Genomic DNA, 14,719 nt, shown 5'->3' with positions numbered 1-14,719 from the left:
TGTTTAATTATCTACCACAATAAAATGACGATTTTCGGTGACAATTTGTAAGAATGTAGGTAAGTTTATCTTTTCATCTTTCAATTGATTACCGTTTAGATCATAGATTTTAGATCGTCCATACGCATCAATTACCACGGTTTTATTACCATAAAGCGCTGCAACCTGATTTTCACTTCCAGCTAGAATCCATTCACGCTCTTGAAATAGATTTTGACCTTGGCTATACTGTTTTGCAGGTGTAGTGACGTTGAGAGCATCTTGCATTAATGTTCTTAATATATCCGTTTCAGAAGTTATATTATTAACTTCTTTTGCCTCTTTACCTGGCCATGAAATAATTAATGGTACTTTTAAGGTATTTCGATTAAAGCTAACTTCATCATTACGTAAAGCAGATTTTTTAGCATCATCTATTTTTATGTCATTAGAACCGGTAATAATAATTATGGTGTTTTCGTATGCATTAGATAATGTTAAATATGCAATTAAAGATTCTAAATATTGGTCGAGTTTTTTTGCATCTGTTTCTAGTTCGGTTATTGGCATTTTTTTATTTTTGGCACTCAGTGAATATTGGATGACAGAAAATAGAGGAGCGTGGTTTTCGAGTTGATTTTGTTCATCATGCCATGCCATCCAATTATCAGTGGTTTGCTTGTTAGACTGCTTTTTACCATCTGGGGTGGTGAAATTAGACAATAATGCATAACGATAAAGTGGTTCAGAAAAACCATCAGCCGAGAATAGACCAACGTTATAATGTTGTTTCGTTACAGTTTCGAATAATACCGATGGCTTATGCCCGGCCAAGATACTATTATAATAATTCGGGTCAAGGCCATAGAATAATGAGAAGTTATTTAAGTAGGCTTGGCTACTTGCGCCATAATGATTAGTAAATTGTATATTTTGGCTAGCAAATTCTTTCAGCCAAGGCATATTATTGGCTAATAGTCGATCATTCCAACCATTAATATCAATAATCAAGATATTCGGTTTATCTTGATTTTCATTAAATGAAATTTTATCGAGTGGGTATTCAATAGCGATCGCAAATGGGTTACCTTCTTGAATTGCGCGATTACGATAACCATTCTCTTCAATAAATCCATAGCGCTCAAGAAAATGACGCGCCGTTAACGGATACGACAGCGGTAAGCTTGATCGTTGCATCGTAATTGGACGATAGAAGTTAGCATCGGCCCAAATATGAATCAAATGTGATGAGACAAAGCATAGAATAAAACCTATTACTACAGGTCTAGCAAAACGTTTGCGTTTACTTAAACTGCGTTGTTTTTTCCAACTCCAAATCGAGAATAATATTTCAACCAAAAGAATAAAGGGTATTAATATAAATGCACTATTGAGAAAAGATGCTTTATCCGAGGTAAATAGTTGCCAGATAGATAAATTTAGATGCATCCTAAAATGCGAGAAAACTTCAACATCAATAAGCAGTAAACTAATTCCTATCGTTGCAACGATAGTTGCAATAATCCTTTGCCATCGTGAAGAGTGAATAAGAAAACTTAACGGAAAAAGCAATATCAAATAAACAATGAAAGTAAGAAAACTAAAATGCCCAATCGCACTGATAATTGCATAAAAACGCCCCATGAATGTTCGGGGCCAATCAGCAATGAGCAAATATTGACTACCAAGTAAAATGACTACCAGAATATTAAATAGCGTAAACCAATGCCCCCAACTAACTATCTGCGAGGTTTTATCGTCTTTGATATGATTGTTTTTGAGTTTGAGCATATTTAATTGTAGTAATTACCAAGAAAAACTTAATTGAAATTTACGTCACAGTTTAACTGATTTTTTAAAATCTTTCCGTAATTTTTTTAGCATAAAGCCTTTGGTTATTTGTTGGCGTTGCTATCGATACTTGTTATAATTTGCTTTAATAATATAGCTAATTAAAAAGATACTAACTTTGGCAATCAAACAACTCAACTCTCAAGAAGTCCAACCTAACGTAAATGACATTGTAAATAATAGCGATATTAAAACAAATTTATGCAGTGATGGATTAACCAATTTGTTATCGTGGCAACCTCGCGTTGCTGCTGCTGTATCCTTATTGTGCAAAAATCATAATACGCAGTATCGTTCTCGCTTTGTGCTTTTAAAAGCATCTGAAAGCGAGCTTTTTTTTGATTTATTAAAGCAGTCGGTAAAGCGTAATCTCACAACGACCCATTTAGGTTATAGCTATTACTTTAGTGATAATAAAATTACCTTAACTGAAGCGAAAAGTAAGCAAGATAATTTTGCATCCCAAGATAATTGTCTATCAGCAACAATCGTTGATATGGAAAAACTATTTGGTTGTGTTAGGCAACCTGAAAATAGTCCAATCAAATTACAAGCTGGTTTAGTTCATGATGCTAATGGTGGTGTTTTAATTTTAGGATTGCGTTCACTGCTTGCGCAACCAGTAGTTTGGGCTAAGTTAAAACAGATGGTTCTGTCACAAACTTTTGAATGGTTTTCAGCTGATGATTCTCATCCATTACCATTATCTATTCCTGCCATGCCGTTGGATTTACGCATTATTTTAGTCGGAGATAGACTCTCTCTAGCTGAATTGCAGGAATTTGAACCAGAATTTTATTCATCATCTATTTATGCTGAATTTGAAAGTGAAATGCATATAACTGAACCTCAGCGAATTAATGATTGGATGAATTATTTACAATTTATAAGTCACCACTTAGCGCTACCTAAAATTGAGCAATCTGCTTTTGCTAAAATTTATAAACACGCAACAAGATATACGGGTGATCAATATTATTTACCACTTAGCGTTGAATGGGTGCAATCGATTCTGCTAAATTCATCTTATTTTATAGAAAATCAGAATATTGATGCTTTAGCCGTCACAAAGGCTTTAGAACAAAAAGCATGGCGAGAAAATTATTTAGCTGAGCGGTTCCATGATGAGATTTTTACCAATCAAATTTTGATTGATACTCAGTCACAAGTGGTTGGGCAGATTAATGGGTTGTCAGTTATTGAATACCCCGGTTATCCAAAAGCGATTGGTGAGCCAACACGGTTAAGCTGTCTTGTCCATTTTGGTGACGGTGAATTAATTGATATTGAACGTAAAACCGATCTTGCTGGCAATATTCATTCTAAAGGGATGATGATTATGCAAGCGTTTATTATGTCTGAGTTTGCAATCAATCATCAACTTCCATTTTCTACGTCATTAGTATTTGAACAATCCTATAATGAGATTGATGGCGATAGCGCTTCACTAGCGGGGCTTTGCGCGCTGATTAGTGCGCTATCTAATCAACCTATCGATCAGCAATTAGCTGTGACAGGATCTGTTGACCAATTTGGCCATGTTCAATCTATTGGTGGCGTTAATGAGAAAATAGAAGGCTTTTTTGCTGTTTGTCAGCACCAAGGTTTGACGGGCCAACAAGGTGTTATTATTCCTGCTAGTAATCAGCGCCATTTAAGCTTAAGCGATGATATTATTGAGGCAATTAATAATGATAAATTCTCTATTTGGACTGTCGAACATGTCGCCGATGCGCTCTATTTATTAACTGGTATTCCTTACAAAGATGAGAATAATATTAGTCTTTATAAGTTGATTCATGCTCGTATGCAATCAATGCTGATTCAAGATAGAAGACGTGATGGTTGGCTCAGTCGCTGGAAAAAAATTGCAAAAAGTAACAATACACAATAAACTTGAGACCAAAATTTCATTGATGCGATTAATGAAATAATCATGTAAAACTTTACAGCTTAGGTTAATTATTAGTTTTTTAATCAATAATGATTCTATAAGCAATTATGTAATGACAACAAAATAAAAGGTTTTTTTATGACATTTGAACGTAAATCTTCGTATGATAAAGCAGATCTAATTAAATCAGGTAATAGTGAATTATTTGGTCATGATGGGCCGCCATTACCGTCTGATTTGATGCTAATGATGGATCGCGTTATTGAAATGAATGAAGACGGTGGTAGTTTCGGTAAAGGTTATGTTGAAGCTGAGTTTGATATTAATCCTGATTTATGGTTTTTTAAATGTCATTTCAAAAACGATCCGGTAATGCCTGGTTGTCTTGGTCTTGATGCTTTATGGCAATTAGTCGGTTTTTATTTAGGCTGGATTGGCGGTAAAGGTAAAGGCCGAGCGCTTGGTGTTGGTGAATTAAAATTAAAAGGTCAAATATTACCTAATAACAAAAAAGTGACTTATAAAATTAATTTTAAACGTGTTATTAATCGTAAATTAATCATGGGAATCGGCGATGGTGAAGTTTACGTTGATGGTAAATTAATTTATGAAGCAACTGATCTTAAAGTTGGTTTATTTAAAGACACGTCTGAATTTTAATTCAATATAATCTTACACTCCTTGCTCACTATTATTAATTACTGATAATTAGCAAGGAGTAGCTTTTTTTACGCTACTATTTTAAGAAACAATCCGTAATGTATTTTTTAAGAAAATCTCTCCTAATCCTCTTATTTGTTGTAATCGGTCAAGCACAAGCAGACTTTAATGGTAAAGTTGTAAAAGTAATTGATGGTGATACCGTTGATATATTAACAAATAAAAAAATTCGCGTCCGGTTGCTCGATATTGATGCTCCAGAAAGACACCAAGCATATGGTAATGCATCAAGAAAATACTTAGCATCGTTGATTGCGGGTAAAACTGTTTATGTTAAAGAAAATAAAAAGGATATTTATCAACGGACATTAGGCGTCATCTATCTAAAACAAGTCAACATTAATGCTAAGATGGTGGAAAATGGCTTTGCGTGGGCTTACCGCTTCAAAGGCGTTGCTAGTAATAAGAATATGGTAAAGCTCGAATTAAAAGCTAAACAAAACAAAAAAGGACTATGGAAAGATAAACATCCAATAGCCCCTTGGGATTTTCGCTATCGTAAGAAATAATAGCGTCTAAACAATGACTTTATTTTTTAGCTGGGATTGAAGCTTCTAGTTGTTTTAATACTTCAGTTGCTTGTTTACAGCCTTCTTCTTGATTTGCAGTAGGCATTGCAGAAATTTGTTGTTTAGCTGTTTCTAAGTTTTGTTTGATCATGTCTGTTTGTTGTTTAGTAGCAGCATCATCAGGAATAGATTTAACAAAGCTATCAACTTTTTCAAAGTAAGTTTTGCAAGATTCTGATAACTCAGCCATAGCAACAGAAGATAAACCTAATAATGCAACAGATAATACTAATTTTTTCATTGTTTCTTTTCCTTAAAATTATAAATATTTAGAACATAAAAGTATGTTTATTACTGAATTACTTTGAAGGGATAATATAAGAATTGGTAAGGAAAGTCTATTAATTAAATGTAAAAAATCTTATCAATAATTAATACTGATAAGATAATATGAAAAATCTTATCAATAATCAATATCGATAAGATAATTTAAAAATTACAAATTAGATAATTGTAACATCAGCAGCAGCAGGGCCACGAGGACTATCTTGGATAGAGAACTCAACTTGTTGACCTTCGCCTAAAGTTTTAAATCCATCGCCAGAGATTGCAGAAAAATGAACAAACACATCTTTACTTCCATCAGCAGGTGAAATAAAACCAAAACCTTTACTTTCATTGAACCATTTAACTTGACCAGTTTTTTTAGACATAAAAATCTTCCTATAAATAAATTAATTACAGCCATCAAAGGCGAAACATTAGAACATAAAACCTAGACTACTTATTAACAAACAGAAGAGAAGACTGAAGAGAACTAATACAAATGTGATTAAAGTAAACTACAAACTGCATAAATCTAAATGTTACAAAATATATCTGCATGTAATATGCTGGTGACTATTAACTCATAAATAGATGACTAATACAAGCAATGATTTGCTATTATTTACAATTAAAAATGAAATGAACAATAACTATTTGTTATTGTTCATGTTAACAATCTTTAATTTTTTGACAAATCTTTGGATTTTTGAATTGAAGCCTCTACTGCGTCAATGATAGCTGCTCGAAAGCCTTTTTCCTCAAGTACTTGCACGCCTTCAATTGTAGTACCCGCTGGTGAACAAACCATATCTTTTAATTCACCTGGATGTTTTCCTGTCTCCAGCAATAATTTAGCTGAACCCATCACTGTTTGTGCCGCAAATTTGTAAGCTTGTTTTCTAGATAAACCACCTTTAACTGCACCATCAGCCAATGCTTCAATGAACATAAATACAAATGCAGGAGAAGAGCCACTTGCCCCAACTACGGCATCAATTAAGTATTCAGGTACAACTTCTGTTTCACCAATACAATTTAATAAAGTTTCAACAATTGTTAATTCTTGATCAGTAATTTCTGTATTAGGTGTGATAGAACACATAGCGGCATTAACTAAAGCTGGAGTATTTGGCATAACCCTAACAATTTTTTGTTCATAGCCTACACATTGCGCAATAGTTTTAATTGTTACACCAGCAGCAATCGAGATGACAATGGTATCCTTTTTTAACTCCTTTTGAATATCATTTAATACATCCACAATAACATTGGGTTTAACTGCTATGAAAACAATATCTGATTCTCGTGCAACATCTTTTGCCGATCCTAAATTATTTATTGAATGAGCTTGATTAAGTGCTTGGCCCTTTTCGGGATGAGGATCATAAACGTAAATTTGCGTTCCCGGCACAATATTACTTGCTAAAATACCTTGTAAAATGGCATTACCCATATTCCCAATACCGATAAGACCTATACGCTGTTCCATTTTTTTATACCTTTATGAATGAAATACTATAAAGATTATAAAATAAATTTTTGAATAAAACTTATAAAATTTACGAATAAAAAGAAGACGAAATTTTTACTATTTAACTTAATCAATCATTAATTGCATACCAAATTGTTGACCAGTTTGCATTAATGATAATATCTGCCTTGTTTTACCTTCGTTGATCAAATTGCTGACGGCTGGGGTGTTGATCAGAACTTCAAAAATAGCTTTTCGACTTTGTTTATAAGGTATTAATTTTTGACAGACTATCGCTTTTAAACTATTTGATAGCTGAGTGCGAATTAATGCACGTGTCCCCTCTTCAAAGACATCAATAATACGGTTGATTGTCTGTATTGCGGTACGAGTGTGCAATGTTGCAAGAACTAAATGGCCGGTTTCAGCAATAGTTAATGCAGCTTGAATGGTCTGTTTATTGCGTAATTCACCCAATAAAATGATATCTGGATCTTGCCTTAATAAACTATCAATTGCATCACCAAAATGGTTAATTTCGCGTTGTTGGATAAGTGATTTATCACTTTGATAAATGAACTCAATAGGGTCTTCTAATGTGATAATATGTTTAGCTAACGTCTGATTTATATGATCAATTAATGCAGCTAAAGTTGTTGATTTTCCGCTACCTGTTGCGCCAGTAACTAAGATAATTCCAGATTCTGCTTTTGCTAATTCATTTAGTACATCAGGTGCCTGAATATCAGTTAAGCTTGGTATTTTTTGCTTAATAATTCGAAATACGGCTGAAATACCACGTTTTTGATAAAAAATATTTACCCTAAAACGGCCTATATCTTCAAGATGATAACCAAAATCAATTTGTTGATGCTGTTGTAATAGCCCCTTTTGATCGTCATTTAATAGATTAAATAAATCAATTTCAAGTTTGTGTGGCGATAATTTATCTTGCGCAATAGGTTTTAGCTCACCATTAATACGAATCCACGGTTTTTCACCACTAGAAAGATGCAAATCAGAAGCTTTTTGCGTTACACTAAAAGCCAACATTGAATTTATCATTTTCACTCACTATCCATTAGTTTATTGGGAATTAATATGAATACAGTACATGACAATTTAATCAAGATTAAAAATGAAATACATAAAATTGCCTTAGATTGCGATCGAAATCCCAATACAATTGAACTTATTGCAGTAAGTAAAACCAAGCCGGTCACATTAATCGCTCAAGCAATTGATGCAGGCCAATTAGCCTTTGGTGAAAATTATGTTCAAGAAGGTGTTGAAAAGATTGCTTACTTTAATAAAAATATGCCGAATACCCCGATTACTTGGCATTTTATCGGGCCATTGCAATCAAATAAAACTAAGCTAGTAGCTGAAAATTTTGATTGGATGCACACCATTGAACGTTTCAAAATTGCTCAGCGTTTAAATGATCAGCGACCTACAGATATGGATAAGCTAAATGTTCTTATTCAGGTAAATATTAGTAATGAAGAGAGTAAATCTGGAATTGCAGTAGATGAAGTCGCCGATTTAGTTAAGCAGATAATTACATTACCTAATTTAAGGTTACGTGGCCTTATGGCCATCCCCGAGATAGAAAATGATTATGCAAAACAGCTTGAGGTATTTGAACAGATGACTCTGCTTTTAGAATCATTGAAAACGGATTATCCTTTTTTAGATACATTATCAATGGGCATGTCAGGCGATATGAAAGCAGCTATTGTTGCAGGCAGTACAATGGTTCGCATTGGTAGTGCAATCTTTGGTGCACGGCAATATGTGTGATATATTGCAGATCATTTTAGATTTTAGGAGTATTAAATGATTTCGTTAATCTTCTTAGGAAGGGCTATTTTCACTATTTGCTTATACATACTTATTCTACGTTTGTGGATGCAGTATGCGCGAGTAAATTTTCATAATCCCTTTACTCAATTTATTGTTCGTATTACCCAACCGATTATTGGTCCAATGCGAAAACTTATTCCATCTATTGGTCGTATCGACACGGCGACATGGATTCTTTTTTATGCAGTTGCATTACTAAAAATTATGTTTATTTTCCGTTTTGAGGGATATAACGCACCGTTGTTTAGCCCTTATTACCTATTATTCGCCTTGGCTGCAATGGCTCATGCGATTGGACACCTCATTTTTTGGTTATTATTATTTAGAGCTATTTTAAGTTGGGTTAGTCGTGGACAATCTTATACTGATGAATTACTTGCTCAATTAACAGAACCACTTATTGCACCTATTCGGCGCATTATACCGCCATTAGGTATGATTGATATTTCATTTATGATATTTGTTTTTATATTAATGTTTTTAAACTTATTAGCTGTCGATTTTCTTGGAAATTTATGGCTTATACTATAAAAATAAAAGAGAGCCTAGGCTCTCTTTTTAAATAATATGATCTTCCCAACAAATCACATCTTTTTCATACACAATTCGATTTTTGACTGATATTTTTAATTTGTGCATTAACTTTTTATTTCCAACAATTAATGGATGCCATTGCGGTAACTGCCCTGTTTCTGAAAAATAACGATAAGCGCAAGTTGCTGGTAACCACTCAATTGTCAGTAAATTTTCTCTTGTTAGCTTGATGCAATCAGGCTCATATTTAAAACGGTTGTGGTAATGTCTGCACTGGCAGGTATTTGAATCAAGCAAATTACATGCAACATTGGTATACAGTATTTCGTCAGTATCCTCGTCCTGTAATTTATTTAGGCAACATTGGCCACAACCATCGCATAGTTGTTCCCACTCGTCATCACTCATTTGATCTAAAGTTTTATATTCCCAAAATGGTTCAATCATACTTTAAAATCGTCTTCATTTAACATTTGTAAGAAAAATCCATCCGCTTTAATTTTTTCCTCAATTTCCTGTGCTGTTCCTACCACAAAACGCCGTTTACCATCGAGTAAGACTTTCATGACAAAAGCTGGCGTGCCAAAAATTGACATAATTTTTTCAGGAATTGGAGAGAAATCGTTCTCTTTTTCCATATAGAGATAACAATTTTCTTTTTTTGTGCTTCTATAAATATAACACCACATCATAAACTAAAATCCTATTTCTCAATTATCTCAGGCTATTTTGCAAATAGACACCTGCACCAAATAATCCCGGATCTTTATGAGTAATCACATAAACAGGAATTTTTTTAACTAAATAAGACATACGACCTTTATGTTCAAATGCTTCTCTAAATGGTGATGATTTAAAAAATTCTATAAATCTAGGCACAATACCGCCAGCAATATACACACCGCCTTGAGTATTAAGTGTTAAAGCTAAATTACCCCCAAATCGCCCCATAAAAGTACAAAAATGAGTTAATGTTTCTGAGCAAATTGGGCAACTATTTGATAATGCTTTATTCACAATAATATCTGGGGTGATATCTTCAACTGGTTGATTATTGATCTGTAACAAAGCTTGATAGATATTAACAATACCATTACCCGATAAAAAACGCTCTGAAGAAACTCGACCAAATTTTTTTCTTAACTGAGCTAAAATTCGATCTTCTTGTTCATTAACCATAGGTAATTCTGTATGACCACCCTCGCCTGATAGGCTAATCCAATGACCACTAACTTTAACTAAATGAGAAACCCCTAACCCCGTTCCGGCACCATAGATTGCTATTGGATAATCAAGATTCGGCTCCTCACCACCAATTTTAACCACATCTTGCGCGGATAATTGAGGAATAGATGTTGAAACTGCAGTAAAGTCATTAATTACTTCTAACTTAGTTAGTTTAAGTTCTTTGATAAGTTCTGAACGAGAAAACGACAAATTATTATTAGTCATTTCAATCAAATCACTTTCATTGATTGGGCAAGCTATGGCAATGCAAGCCATATCCACTGTTACCGCTTGGGATTTCAAATAGTTTTTAATTAATTCAAGTAGTACATCATCTTTTGAAATGAGGATTTTAGTTATTGCAGATAATTCATTAGTTGCTAAATCATAAAGTGCAAAACGAGCGTTGGTTCCACCAATGTCGGTAACTAGTGCATATTGACTCATGTTATTCCCTTTTTCTAAAAATAAAATCTTTCTATATGAACAATAGTTCAATAAATATTAAAAATAAAACTGGCAATATTATGGACTATTTATAATGATTTAACTAGATTGCTTTAACAGAATTTACTATTACCGCTAACAAAATTGTTAGCGGGTAATTTTTAAAAAGTTGAAAGGAAAATAACCACTAAAGCCATTTTTTGAGTTTAAAGTAAATGTAAGGAGCGACCCCTGCTATTAACATCAACAATAAAGATAATGGATATCCATATTCCCATTTTAACTCAGGCATATTTTCAAAGTTCATACCATATGCTGATGCAACTACTGTTGGCGGTAAAAATACCACAGAAACAACCGAGAAAATCTTAATTATTCTGCTTTGTTCAATATTTATAAAGCTAGTAGCTGCTTGCATTAAAAAGTTAACCTTTTGGAATAATGACTCATTATGGGGTACCAATGATTCAATATCTCGAATAACTTCTCTCGCTTGTTCTAACTGTTCAACAGGCATCTTAGCACGACGAACTAAATAGTTAACCGCACGCTGACTATCCATTAAACAGAGGCGTACTTTCCACGCCGTATCTTCGAGCTCAGCTAAGGAAGTAATCGCTTCATCATAATGCTCTTGAGCGGAACGATCCATAATAATTAAGCTCAATTCTTCTAGCTCACTATAGATATTTTCAATTTGATCGGCTAATTGTTCAACTTTAACTTCAAATAAATCTAATAAAACTTCATACGGATTTCCATCATTCATTCCCTGATAACGAGAACGCATTCGGTATAGTCGAAACGCAGGTAAATCGCGTTCACGCAATGTAAATAAACGTCCATTATGCACTGTAAAAGCGACGGTAGAGTTACCGGCGCGATCTTCTGCATCTTCATAAAAAAAGAAGGAGTGAACATGTAGTCCTTCATTATCTTCGAAAAAACGAGCTGATGCTTCAATATCGTCTAATTCGATACTTGTTGCTAAATTTTGACCTAAATTGGTCAAGATGAATTCACGATCAGCTTCTTCCGGCTCGATCAAGTCAATCCAAGTCGCATTCTTTATATCGCCTTCATTAATTTTTACTAATTGTTTGTTTTTTAATCCAAACGCATTAATCATAAGGCCTCCAGCAGAAAAATGTTTAAGATATGAAATGGGTGGCATTATACTCGTTATAGCCAAAAATTCCTATGTCTAAGCCAATCTTTCTGAATTTTTAAAATTTGGATACAAACTTCCAAATTTAAATTAAATTCGGTGATGTTATTTCAGTCTCATGTTACAATAGCGCAATTATATATCTATGCAATTGTTAGGAGTTTATAATGGCAACCCGAGGAATTAATAAAGTCATTTTAGTTGGTAATTTAGGTCAAGATCCAGAAGTACGTGTCATGTCAACTGGTAATACTGTCGCAAATTTTAATGTTGCTACATCAGAAACTTGGAAAGACAAGCAAACTGGCGAAAATCGAGAAAAAACAGAATGGCATCGAATTGTCGTATTTGGTAAATTAGCTGAAATTACGGGTGAATACATTAAAAAAGGAACACTCGTTTATATTGAAGGGCAACTACAAACTCGTAAATGGCAAGACCAATCAGGTCAAGATCGTTACACTACAGAAGTTGTTATCAACCCTATTGGTGGCGTATTGCAAATTTTAGGTAACCGCCCTAATAATGACTCTTACAATGAAGGTTCAAAAAGTTGGGGACAAAGTGCAAATAATACATCCTCTGCGCCAACTACTCCTGCAGCATCTCGTGCTTCATCAACTGCACCAGCAAGTCAACCAGCTATGCCAGAACCACCAATGGATTTCGATGACGATATTCCATTTTAATCGTTATTTATTCAATTCATTATTATATAGGCGTATAAATTACGCCTTTTTCAAATTGCATTTTTACATCGTCTTTTAAAATAACACCCACCTATTGTGACTAGTTTTTCTTATAGCCGGTATTAGAACGATAAAGCTCTGGCGTAACACCTGAAATATTTTTAAACATAGTAATAAAAGCCGATACTGAACTATAACCAACAGAAAACGCGATGTCTTGTATCGATTTTCCTTGTTCTAAAAGCGAAATGCTATATAAAAACCGTAGTCGCTGTCGCCACATACTAAATGACATACCTAATTCTTGCTGGCAACGCCTTGCAAGAGTTCGTTCTGTACTAAAAACTTTTTTAGCCCATTGTGCCAGTGTCTTATTATCAGCAGGATTACGTTCCAACTCATTTAAAATCGGGGCTAAGTATTTATCTTTAGTATTGGGTAGATACATATTATGGTAAGGTTCTGCTGAAATCTGATCAATCAATACTTGCCCTAACCTCAAATCTTGCTCACTTTCTGGTTGTACAATATTTCGGTCAAAAAAGGAATCAATAATAGCTTGGCTAAGCTTACTCAAGTTAAGCAAACAAGTATTTTTAGGCATCGCTTGATAACTATTAATATTAATTGTACGAAACCATGCAGATTTTTTATTAAAACAAGCATGTTCGGTATAGGGTGGAATCCATAATGCGAAACCCGATGGCGCCAAATAACGTTGATCTTTAACCGTTAAAACAAAAATTCCTGACTTTACACAAATAACCTGTCCCCAAGGATGATGATGTGATGAATATTCAGTATCAGCATTGAACGATTCATGATGGAAAAAGAGTAATGGTTTTAGATTAGAAGTAGTTAAAATTGATTGTTTTTTGACATTCATAAATAGTTAAATAGAATAAATTTTGTCTTATATTAGATCATTTTGTCTGATTAAAGAAATATTTATTAAATAAGACAAGATAAACTAGATTTATTTTTCTACTCGTTGATTTATCAAAAAATATATGGCTTATTTATACCCATTTATTGCAGTATTTATTTGGGCAGGCAATGCCGCTATCAATAAATTATCTGTTGGCGTGATTGATCCGGCAGTTATCTCATTTTATCGCTGGCTTCTCGCTCTCATTTTATTAACCCCATTTTTGCTAAAAGGTATTACTAAAAATTTACAGCAAATCTACCCACATGTTTTTAAATTAATGGTGCTAGGTCTACTTGGTATGGCTTCATATCAATGCTTGGCTTATTATGCTGCTGTAACTATTAGTGTATTAACTATGGGAATTATTATGTCAATAATTCCATTATTAACCATTATATTAAGCCTATTTATTTTAAAAGTAATACCCACCCAAGGCGTGCTAATTGGTAGTATTTTATCTTTCATGGGATTAATTTGGCTGATTAGTGGAGGTCATCCGTTGCTCAAACTTGGTATTGGTAAAGGCGAGATAATGATGTTATTGGCGGCACTATCTTATGCACTTTATGGTGTGTTAACTAAAAAATGGGCTATGCCTATAACCAATTGGCAGTCAGTTTATGTCCAGATTATTTTTGGTACATTAGCTTTATTACCCGGTTTTTTATTAAGCGATAATATAACTATAAATTCGGATAATGTTTGGTTGGTCCTTTACGCAGGCATTCCAGCTTCTATAATTGCACCATTTGTTTGGATAATGGGTATAAAAAAACTTGGCGCAAATAAAACTGCCCTCTTCTTAAATTTAACTCCATTTATTACCGCTATAATCTCAATAATATTTTTGCATGAAACACTTTATAGCTACCATATAATTGGTGGAGGTATGTCAATAATTGGCGTGATATTAGCTCAAAACCTAAAATCACCATTATTTAAAAAAGCATCTAATGAAAGTGATTAATTAAGCCGTGTTTAGCAACGATGATATCAATTATTAACTGCTGGTTGATGTATCTTTTTTTTATATTTCATATATACCTAATTAAAACTATTATTATGATTTAGATTCATTTTATGCTGGAACTTATACAACCTGTTGG

The 14,719-nt window shown here is 33.6% G+C and carries 17 protein-coding genes; 7 read left to right on the top strand and 10 right to left on the bottom strand.

All coding sequences use genetic code 11. The annotated features are described in order from the left end of the window. Positions 1-3: 3 nt before the first annotated feature. Positions 4-1,770, bottom strand: a complete 1,767-nt coding sequence (locus J3U27_RS09825) for a DUF3413 domain-containing protein (protein ID WP_267377364.1) — start codon at positions 1,768-1,770, stop codon at positions 4-6. 178 nt (positions 1,771-1,948) lie between these two features. Between J3U27_RS09825 and J3U27_RS09820 the strand changes: the two genes are divergently transcribed. The 3 genes from J3U27_RS09820 to J3U27_RS09810 all read left to right on the top strand — a co-directional run bounded on the left by J3U27_RS09820 (position 1,949) and on the right by J3U27_RS09810 (position 4,953). Next, the gene (locus J3U27_RS09820) at positions 1,949-3,724 is read left to right on the top strand and encodes a Lon protease family protein (RefSeq protein WP_267330894.1); all 1,776 of its coding nucleotides are present in this window, start codon (positions 1,949-1,951) and stop codon (positions 3,722-3,724) included. Positions 3,725-3,862: 138 nt separating this feature from the next. Continuing rightward, positions 3,863-4,384: a bifunctional 3-hydroxydecanoyl-ACP dehydratase/trans-2-decenoyl-ACP isomerase gene (fabA, locus tag J3U27_RS09815; RefSeq protein WP_065561925.1), complete on the top strand. Its 522-nt coding sequence runs from the start codon at positions 3,863-3,865 to the stop codon at positions 4,382-4,384. A 98-nt stretch (positions 4,385-4,482) separates the two neighbouring features. Beyond that, positions 4,483-4,953, top strand: a complete 471-nt coding sequence (locus tag J3U27_RS09810) for a thermonuclease family protein (RefSeq protein WP_065561926.1) — start codon at positions 4,483-4,485, stop codon at positions 4,951-4,953. 19 nt (positions 4,954-4,972) lie between these two features. Here the strand turns inward: J3U27_RS09810 and J3U27_RS09805 are convergent, their stop codons facing one another. The 4 genes from J3U27_RS09805 to J3U27_RS09790 all read right to left on the bottom strand — a co-directional run bounded on the left by J3U27_RS09805 (position 4,973) and on the right by J3U27_RS09790 (position 7,816). Then, entirely contained in the window at positions 4,973-5,254 is a 282-nt protein-coding gene (locus J3U27_RS09805) for a DUF5339 domain-containing protein (RefSeq protein ID WP_065561927.1), read from the bottom strand. A gap of 202 nt (positions 5,255-5,456) precedes the next feature. Beyond that, positions 5,457-5,666: a cold shock domain-containing protein gene (locus tag J3U27_RS09800; RefSeq protein ID WP_034909833.1), complete on the bottom strand. Its 210-nt coding sequence runs from the start codon at positions 5,664-5,666 to the stop codon at positions 5,457-5,459. A gap of 293 nt (positions 5,667-5,959) precedes the next feature. Next, positions 5,960-6,769 (bottom strand): pyrroline-5-carboxylate reductase, encoded by an 810-nt coding sequence (proC, locus tag J3U27_RS09795; protein WP_267377363.1) that lies wholly within the window; start codon positions 6,767-6,769, stop codon positions 5,960-5,962. A gap of 108 nt (positions 6,770-6,877) precedes the next feature. Beyond that, positions 6,878-7,816, bottom strand: coding sequence for a type IV pilus twitching motility protein PilT (locus J3U27_RS09790; protein WP_267377376.1), 939 nt, complete (start codon positions 7,814-7,816; stop codon positions 6,878-6,880). Positions 7,817-7,852: 36 nt separating this feature from the next. Between J3U27_RS09790 and J3U27_RS09785 the strand changes: the two genes are divergently transcribed. Together J3U27_RS09785 and J3U27_RS09780 are read left to right on the top strand one after the other, a co-directional pair. Continuing rightward, complete coding sequence (locus J3U27_RS09785; RefSeq protein WP_267377362.1) at positions 7,853-8,554, top strand: YggS family pyridoxal phosphate-dependent enzyme; 702 nt, start codon at positions 7,853-7,855, stop codon at positions 8,552-8,554. 36 nt (positions 8,555-8,590) lie between these two features. Beyond that, a complete protein-coding gene (locus J3U27_RS09780) occupies positions 8,591-9,148 on the top strand; it encodes a YggT family protein (protein WP_065734558.1) in 558 nt (185 codons plus the stop codon). 27 nt (positions 9,149-9,175) lie between these two features. Here J3U27_RS09780 and J3U27_RS09775 read toward each other — a convergent pair whose 3' ends face one another. From J3U27_RS09775 to corA, 4 genes are all read right to left on the bottom strand, one after another. Then, positions 9,176-9,598 (bottom strand): YcgN family cysteine cluster protein, encoded by a 423-nt coding sequence (locus J3U27_RS09775; RefSeq protein WP_065561932.1) that lies wholly within the window; start codon positions 9,596-9,598, stop codon positions 9,176-9,178. Beyond that, the gene (locus J3U27_RS09770) at positions 9,595-9,843 is read right to left on the bottom strand and encodes a YcgL domain-containing protein (protein WP_081299438.1); all 249 of its coding nucleotides are present in this window, start codon (positions 9,841-9,843) and stop codon (positions 9,595-9,597) included. The genes J3U27_RS09775 and J3U27_RS09770 overlap by 4 nt, the downstream gene beginning before the upstream one ends. Before the next feature lie 22 nt (positions 9,844-9,865). After that, complete coding sequence (locus J3U27_RS09765) at positions 9,866-10,825, bottom strand: glucokinase (protein ID WP_267377361.1); 960 nt, start codon at positions 10,823-10,825, stop codon at positions 9,866-9,868. Positions 10,826-11,012: 187 nt separating this feature from the next. Then, the gene (gene corA, locus J3U27_RS09760) at positions 11,013-11,954 is read right to left on the bottom strand and encodes a magnesium/cobalt transporter CorA (RefSeq protein ID WP_065734620.1); all 942 of its coding nucleotides are present in this window, start codon (positions 11,952-11,954) and stop codon (positions 11,013-11,015) included. Positions 11,955-12,160: 206 nt separating this feature from the next. On the opposite strand from corA, the gene ssb reads away from it, so the two are divergent. After that, entirely contained in the window at positions 12,161-12,682 is a 522-nt protein-coding gene (gene ssb / locus J3U27_RS09755) for a single-stranded DNA-binding protein (protein ID WP_065734560.1), read from the top strand. A gap of 100 nt (positions 12,683-12,782) precedes the next feature. Here ssb and J3U27_RS09750 read toward each other — a convergent pair whose 3' ends face one another. After that, a complete protein-coding gene (locus tag J3U27_RS09750) occupies positions 12,783-13,568 on the bottom strand; it encodes a helix-turn-helix domain-containing protein (protein WP_267377360.1) in 786 nt (261 codons plus the stop codon). Positions 13,569-13,692: 124 nt separating this feature from the next. Between J3U27_RS09750 and J3U27_RS09745 the strand changes: the two genes are divergently transcribed. Continuing rightward, complete coding sequence (locus J3U27_RS09745; protein WP_267377359.1) at positions 13,693-14,580, top strand: DMT family transporter; 888 nt, start codon at positions 13,693-13,695, stop codon at positions 14,578-14,580. The last annotated feature ends 139 nt before the right edge of the window (positions 14,581-14,719 follow it).

The sequence above is a fragment of the Gilliamella sp. B2911 genome, from assembly GCF_026536965.1.
GTDB lineage: Bacteria > Pseudomonadota > Gammaproteobacteria > Enterobacterales > Orbaceae > Gilliamella > Gilliamella apicola_E.
This window is presented reverse-complemented; position numbering and strand designations above follow the sequence as displayed.

What these genes read in the sequence shown, in the direction of transcription:
- J3U27_RS09825 (WP_267377364.1), bottom strand. Translation starts at nt 1,770, where the DNA reads ATGCTCAAACTCAAAAACAATCATATCAAAGACGATAAAACCTCGCAG.
- fabA (WP_065561925.1), top strand. Translation starts at nt 3,863, where the DNA reads ATGACATTTGAACGTAAATCTTCGTATGATAAAGCAGATCTAATTAAA.
- J3U27_RS09810 (WP_065561926.1), top strand. Translation starts at nt 4,483, where the DNA reads ATGTATTTTTTAAGAAAATCTCTCCTAATCCTCTTATTTGTTGTAATC.
- J3U27_RS09805 (WP_065561927.1), bottom strand. Translation starts at nt 5,254, where the DNA reads ATGAAAAAATTAGTATTATCTGTTGCATTATTAGGTTTATCTTCTGTT.
- J3U27_RS09800 (WP_034909833.1), bottom strand. Translation starts at nt 5,666, where the DNA reads ATGTCTAAAAAAACTGGTCAAGTTAAATGGTTCAATGAAAGTAAAGGT.
- proC (WP_267377363.1), bottom strand. Translation starts at nt 6,769, where the DNA reads ATGGAACAGCGTATAGGTCTTATCGGTATTGGGAATATGGGTAATGCC.
- J3U27_RS09790 (WP_267377376.1), bottom strand. Translation starts at nt 7,816, where the DNA reads ATGATAAATTCAATGTTGGCTTTTAGTGTAACGCAAAAAGCTTCTGAT.
- J3U27_RS09785 (WP_267377362.1), top strand. Translation starts at nt 7,853, where the DNA reads ATGAATACAGTACATGACAATTTAATCAAGATTAAAAATGAAATACAT.
- J3U27_RS09780 (WP_065734558.1), top strand. Translation starts at nt 8,591, where the DNA reads ATGATTTCGTTAATCTTCTTAGGAAGGGCTATTTTCACTATTTGCTTA.
- J3U27_RS09775 (WP_065561932.1), bottom strand. Translation starts at nt 9,598, where the DNA reads ATGATTGAACCATTTTGGGAATATAAAACTTTAGATCAAATGAGTGAT.
- J3U27_RS09770 (WP_081299438.1), bottom strand. Translation starts at nt 9,843, where the DNA reads ATGATGTGGTGTTATATTTATAGAAGCACAAAAAAAGAAAATTGTTAT.
- J3U27_RS09765 (WP_267377361.1), bottom strand. Translation starts at nt 10,825, where the DNA reads ATGAGTCAATATGCACTAGTTACCGACATTGGTGGAACCAACGCTCGT.
- corA (WP_065734620.1), bottom strand. Translation starts at nt 11,954, where the DNA reads ATGATTAATGCGTTTGGATTAAAAAACAAACAATTAGTAAAAATTAAT.
- ssb (WP_065734560.1), top strand. Translation starts at nt 12,161, where the DNA reads ATGGCAACCCGAGGAATTAATAAAGTCATTTTAGTTGGTAATTTAGGT.
- J3U27_RS09750 (WP_267377360.1), bottom strand. Translation starts at nt 13,568, where the DNA reads ATGAATGTCAAAAAACAATCAATTTTAACTACTTCTAATCTAAAACCA.
- J3U27_RS09745 (WP_267377359.1), top strand. Translation starts at nt 13,693, where the DNA reads ATGGCTTATTTATACCCATTTATTGCAGTATTTATTTGGGCAGGCAAT.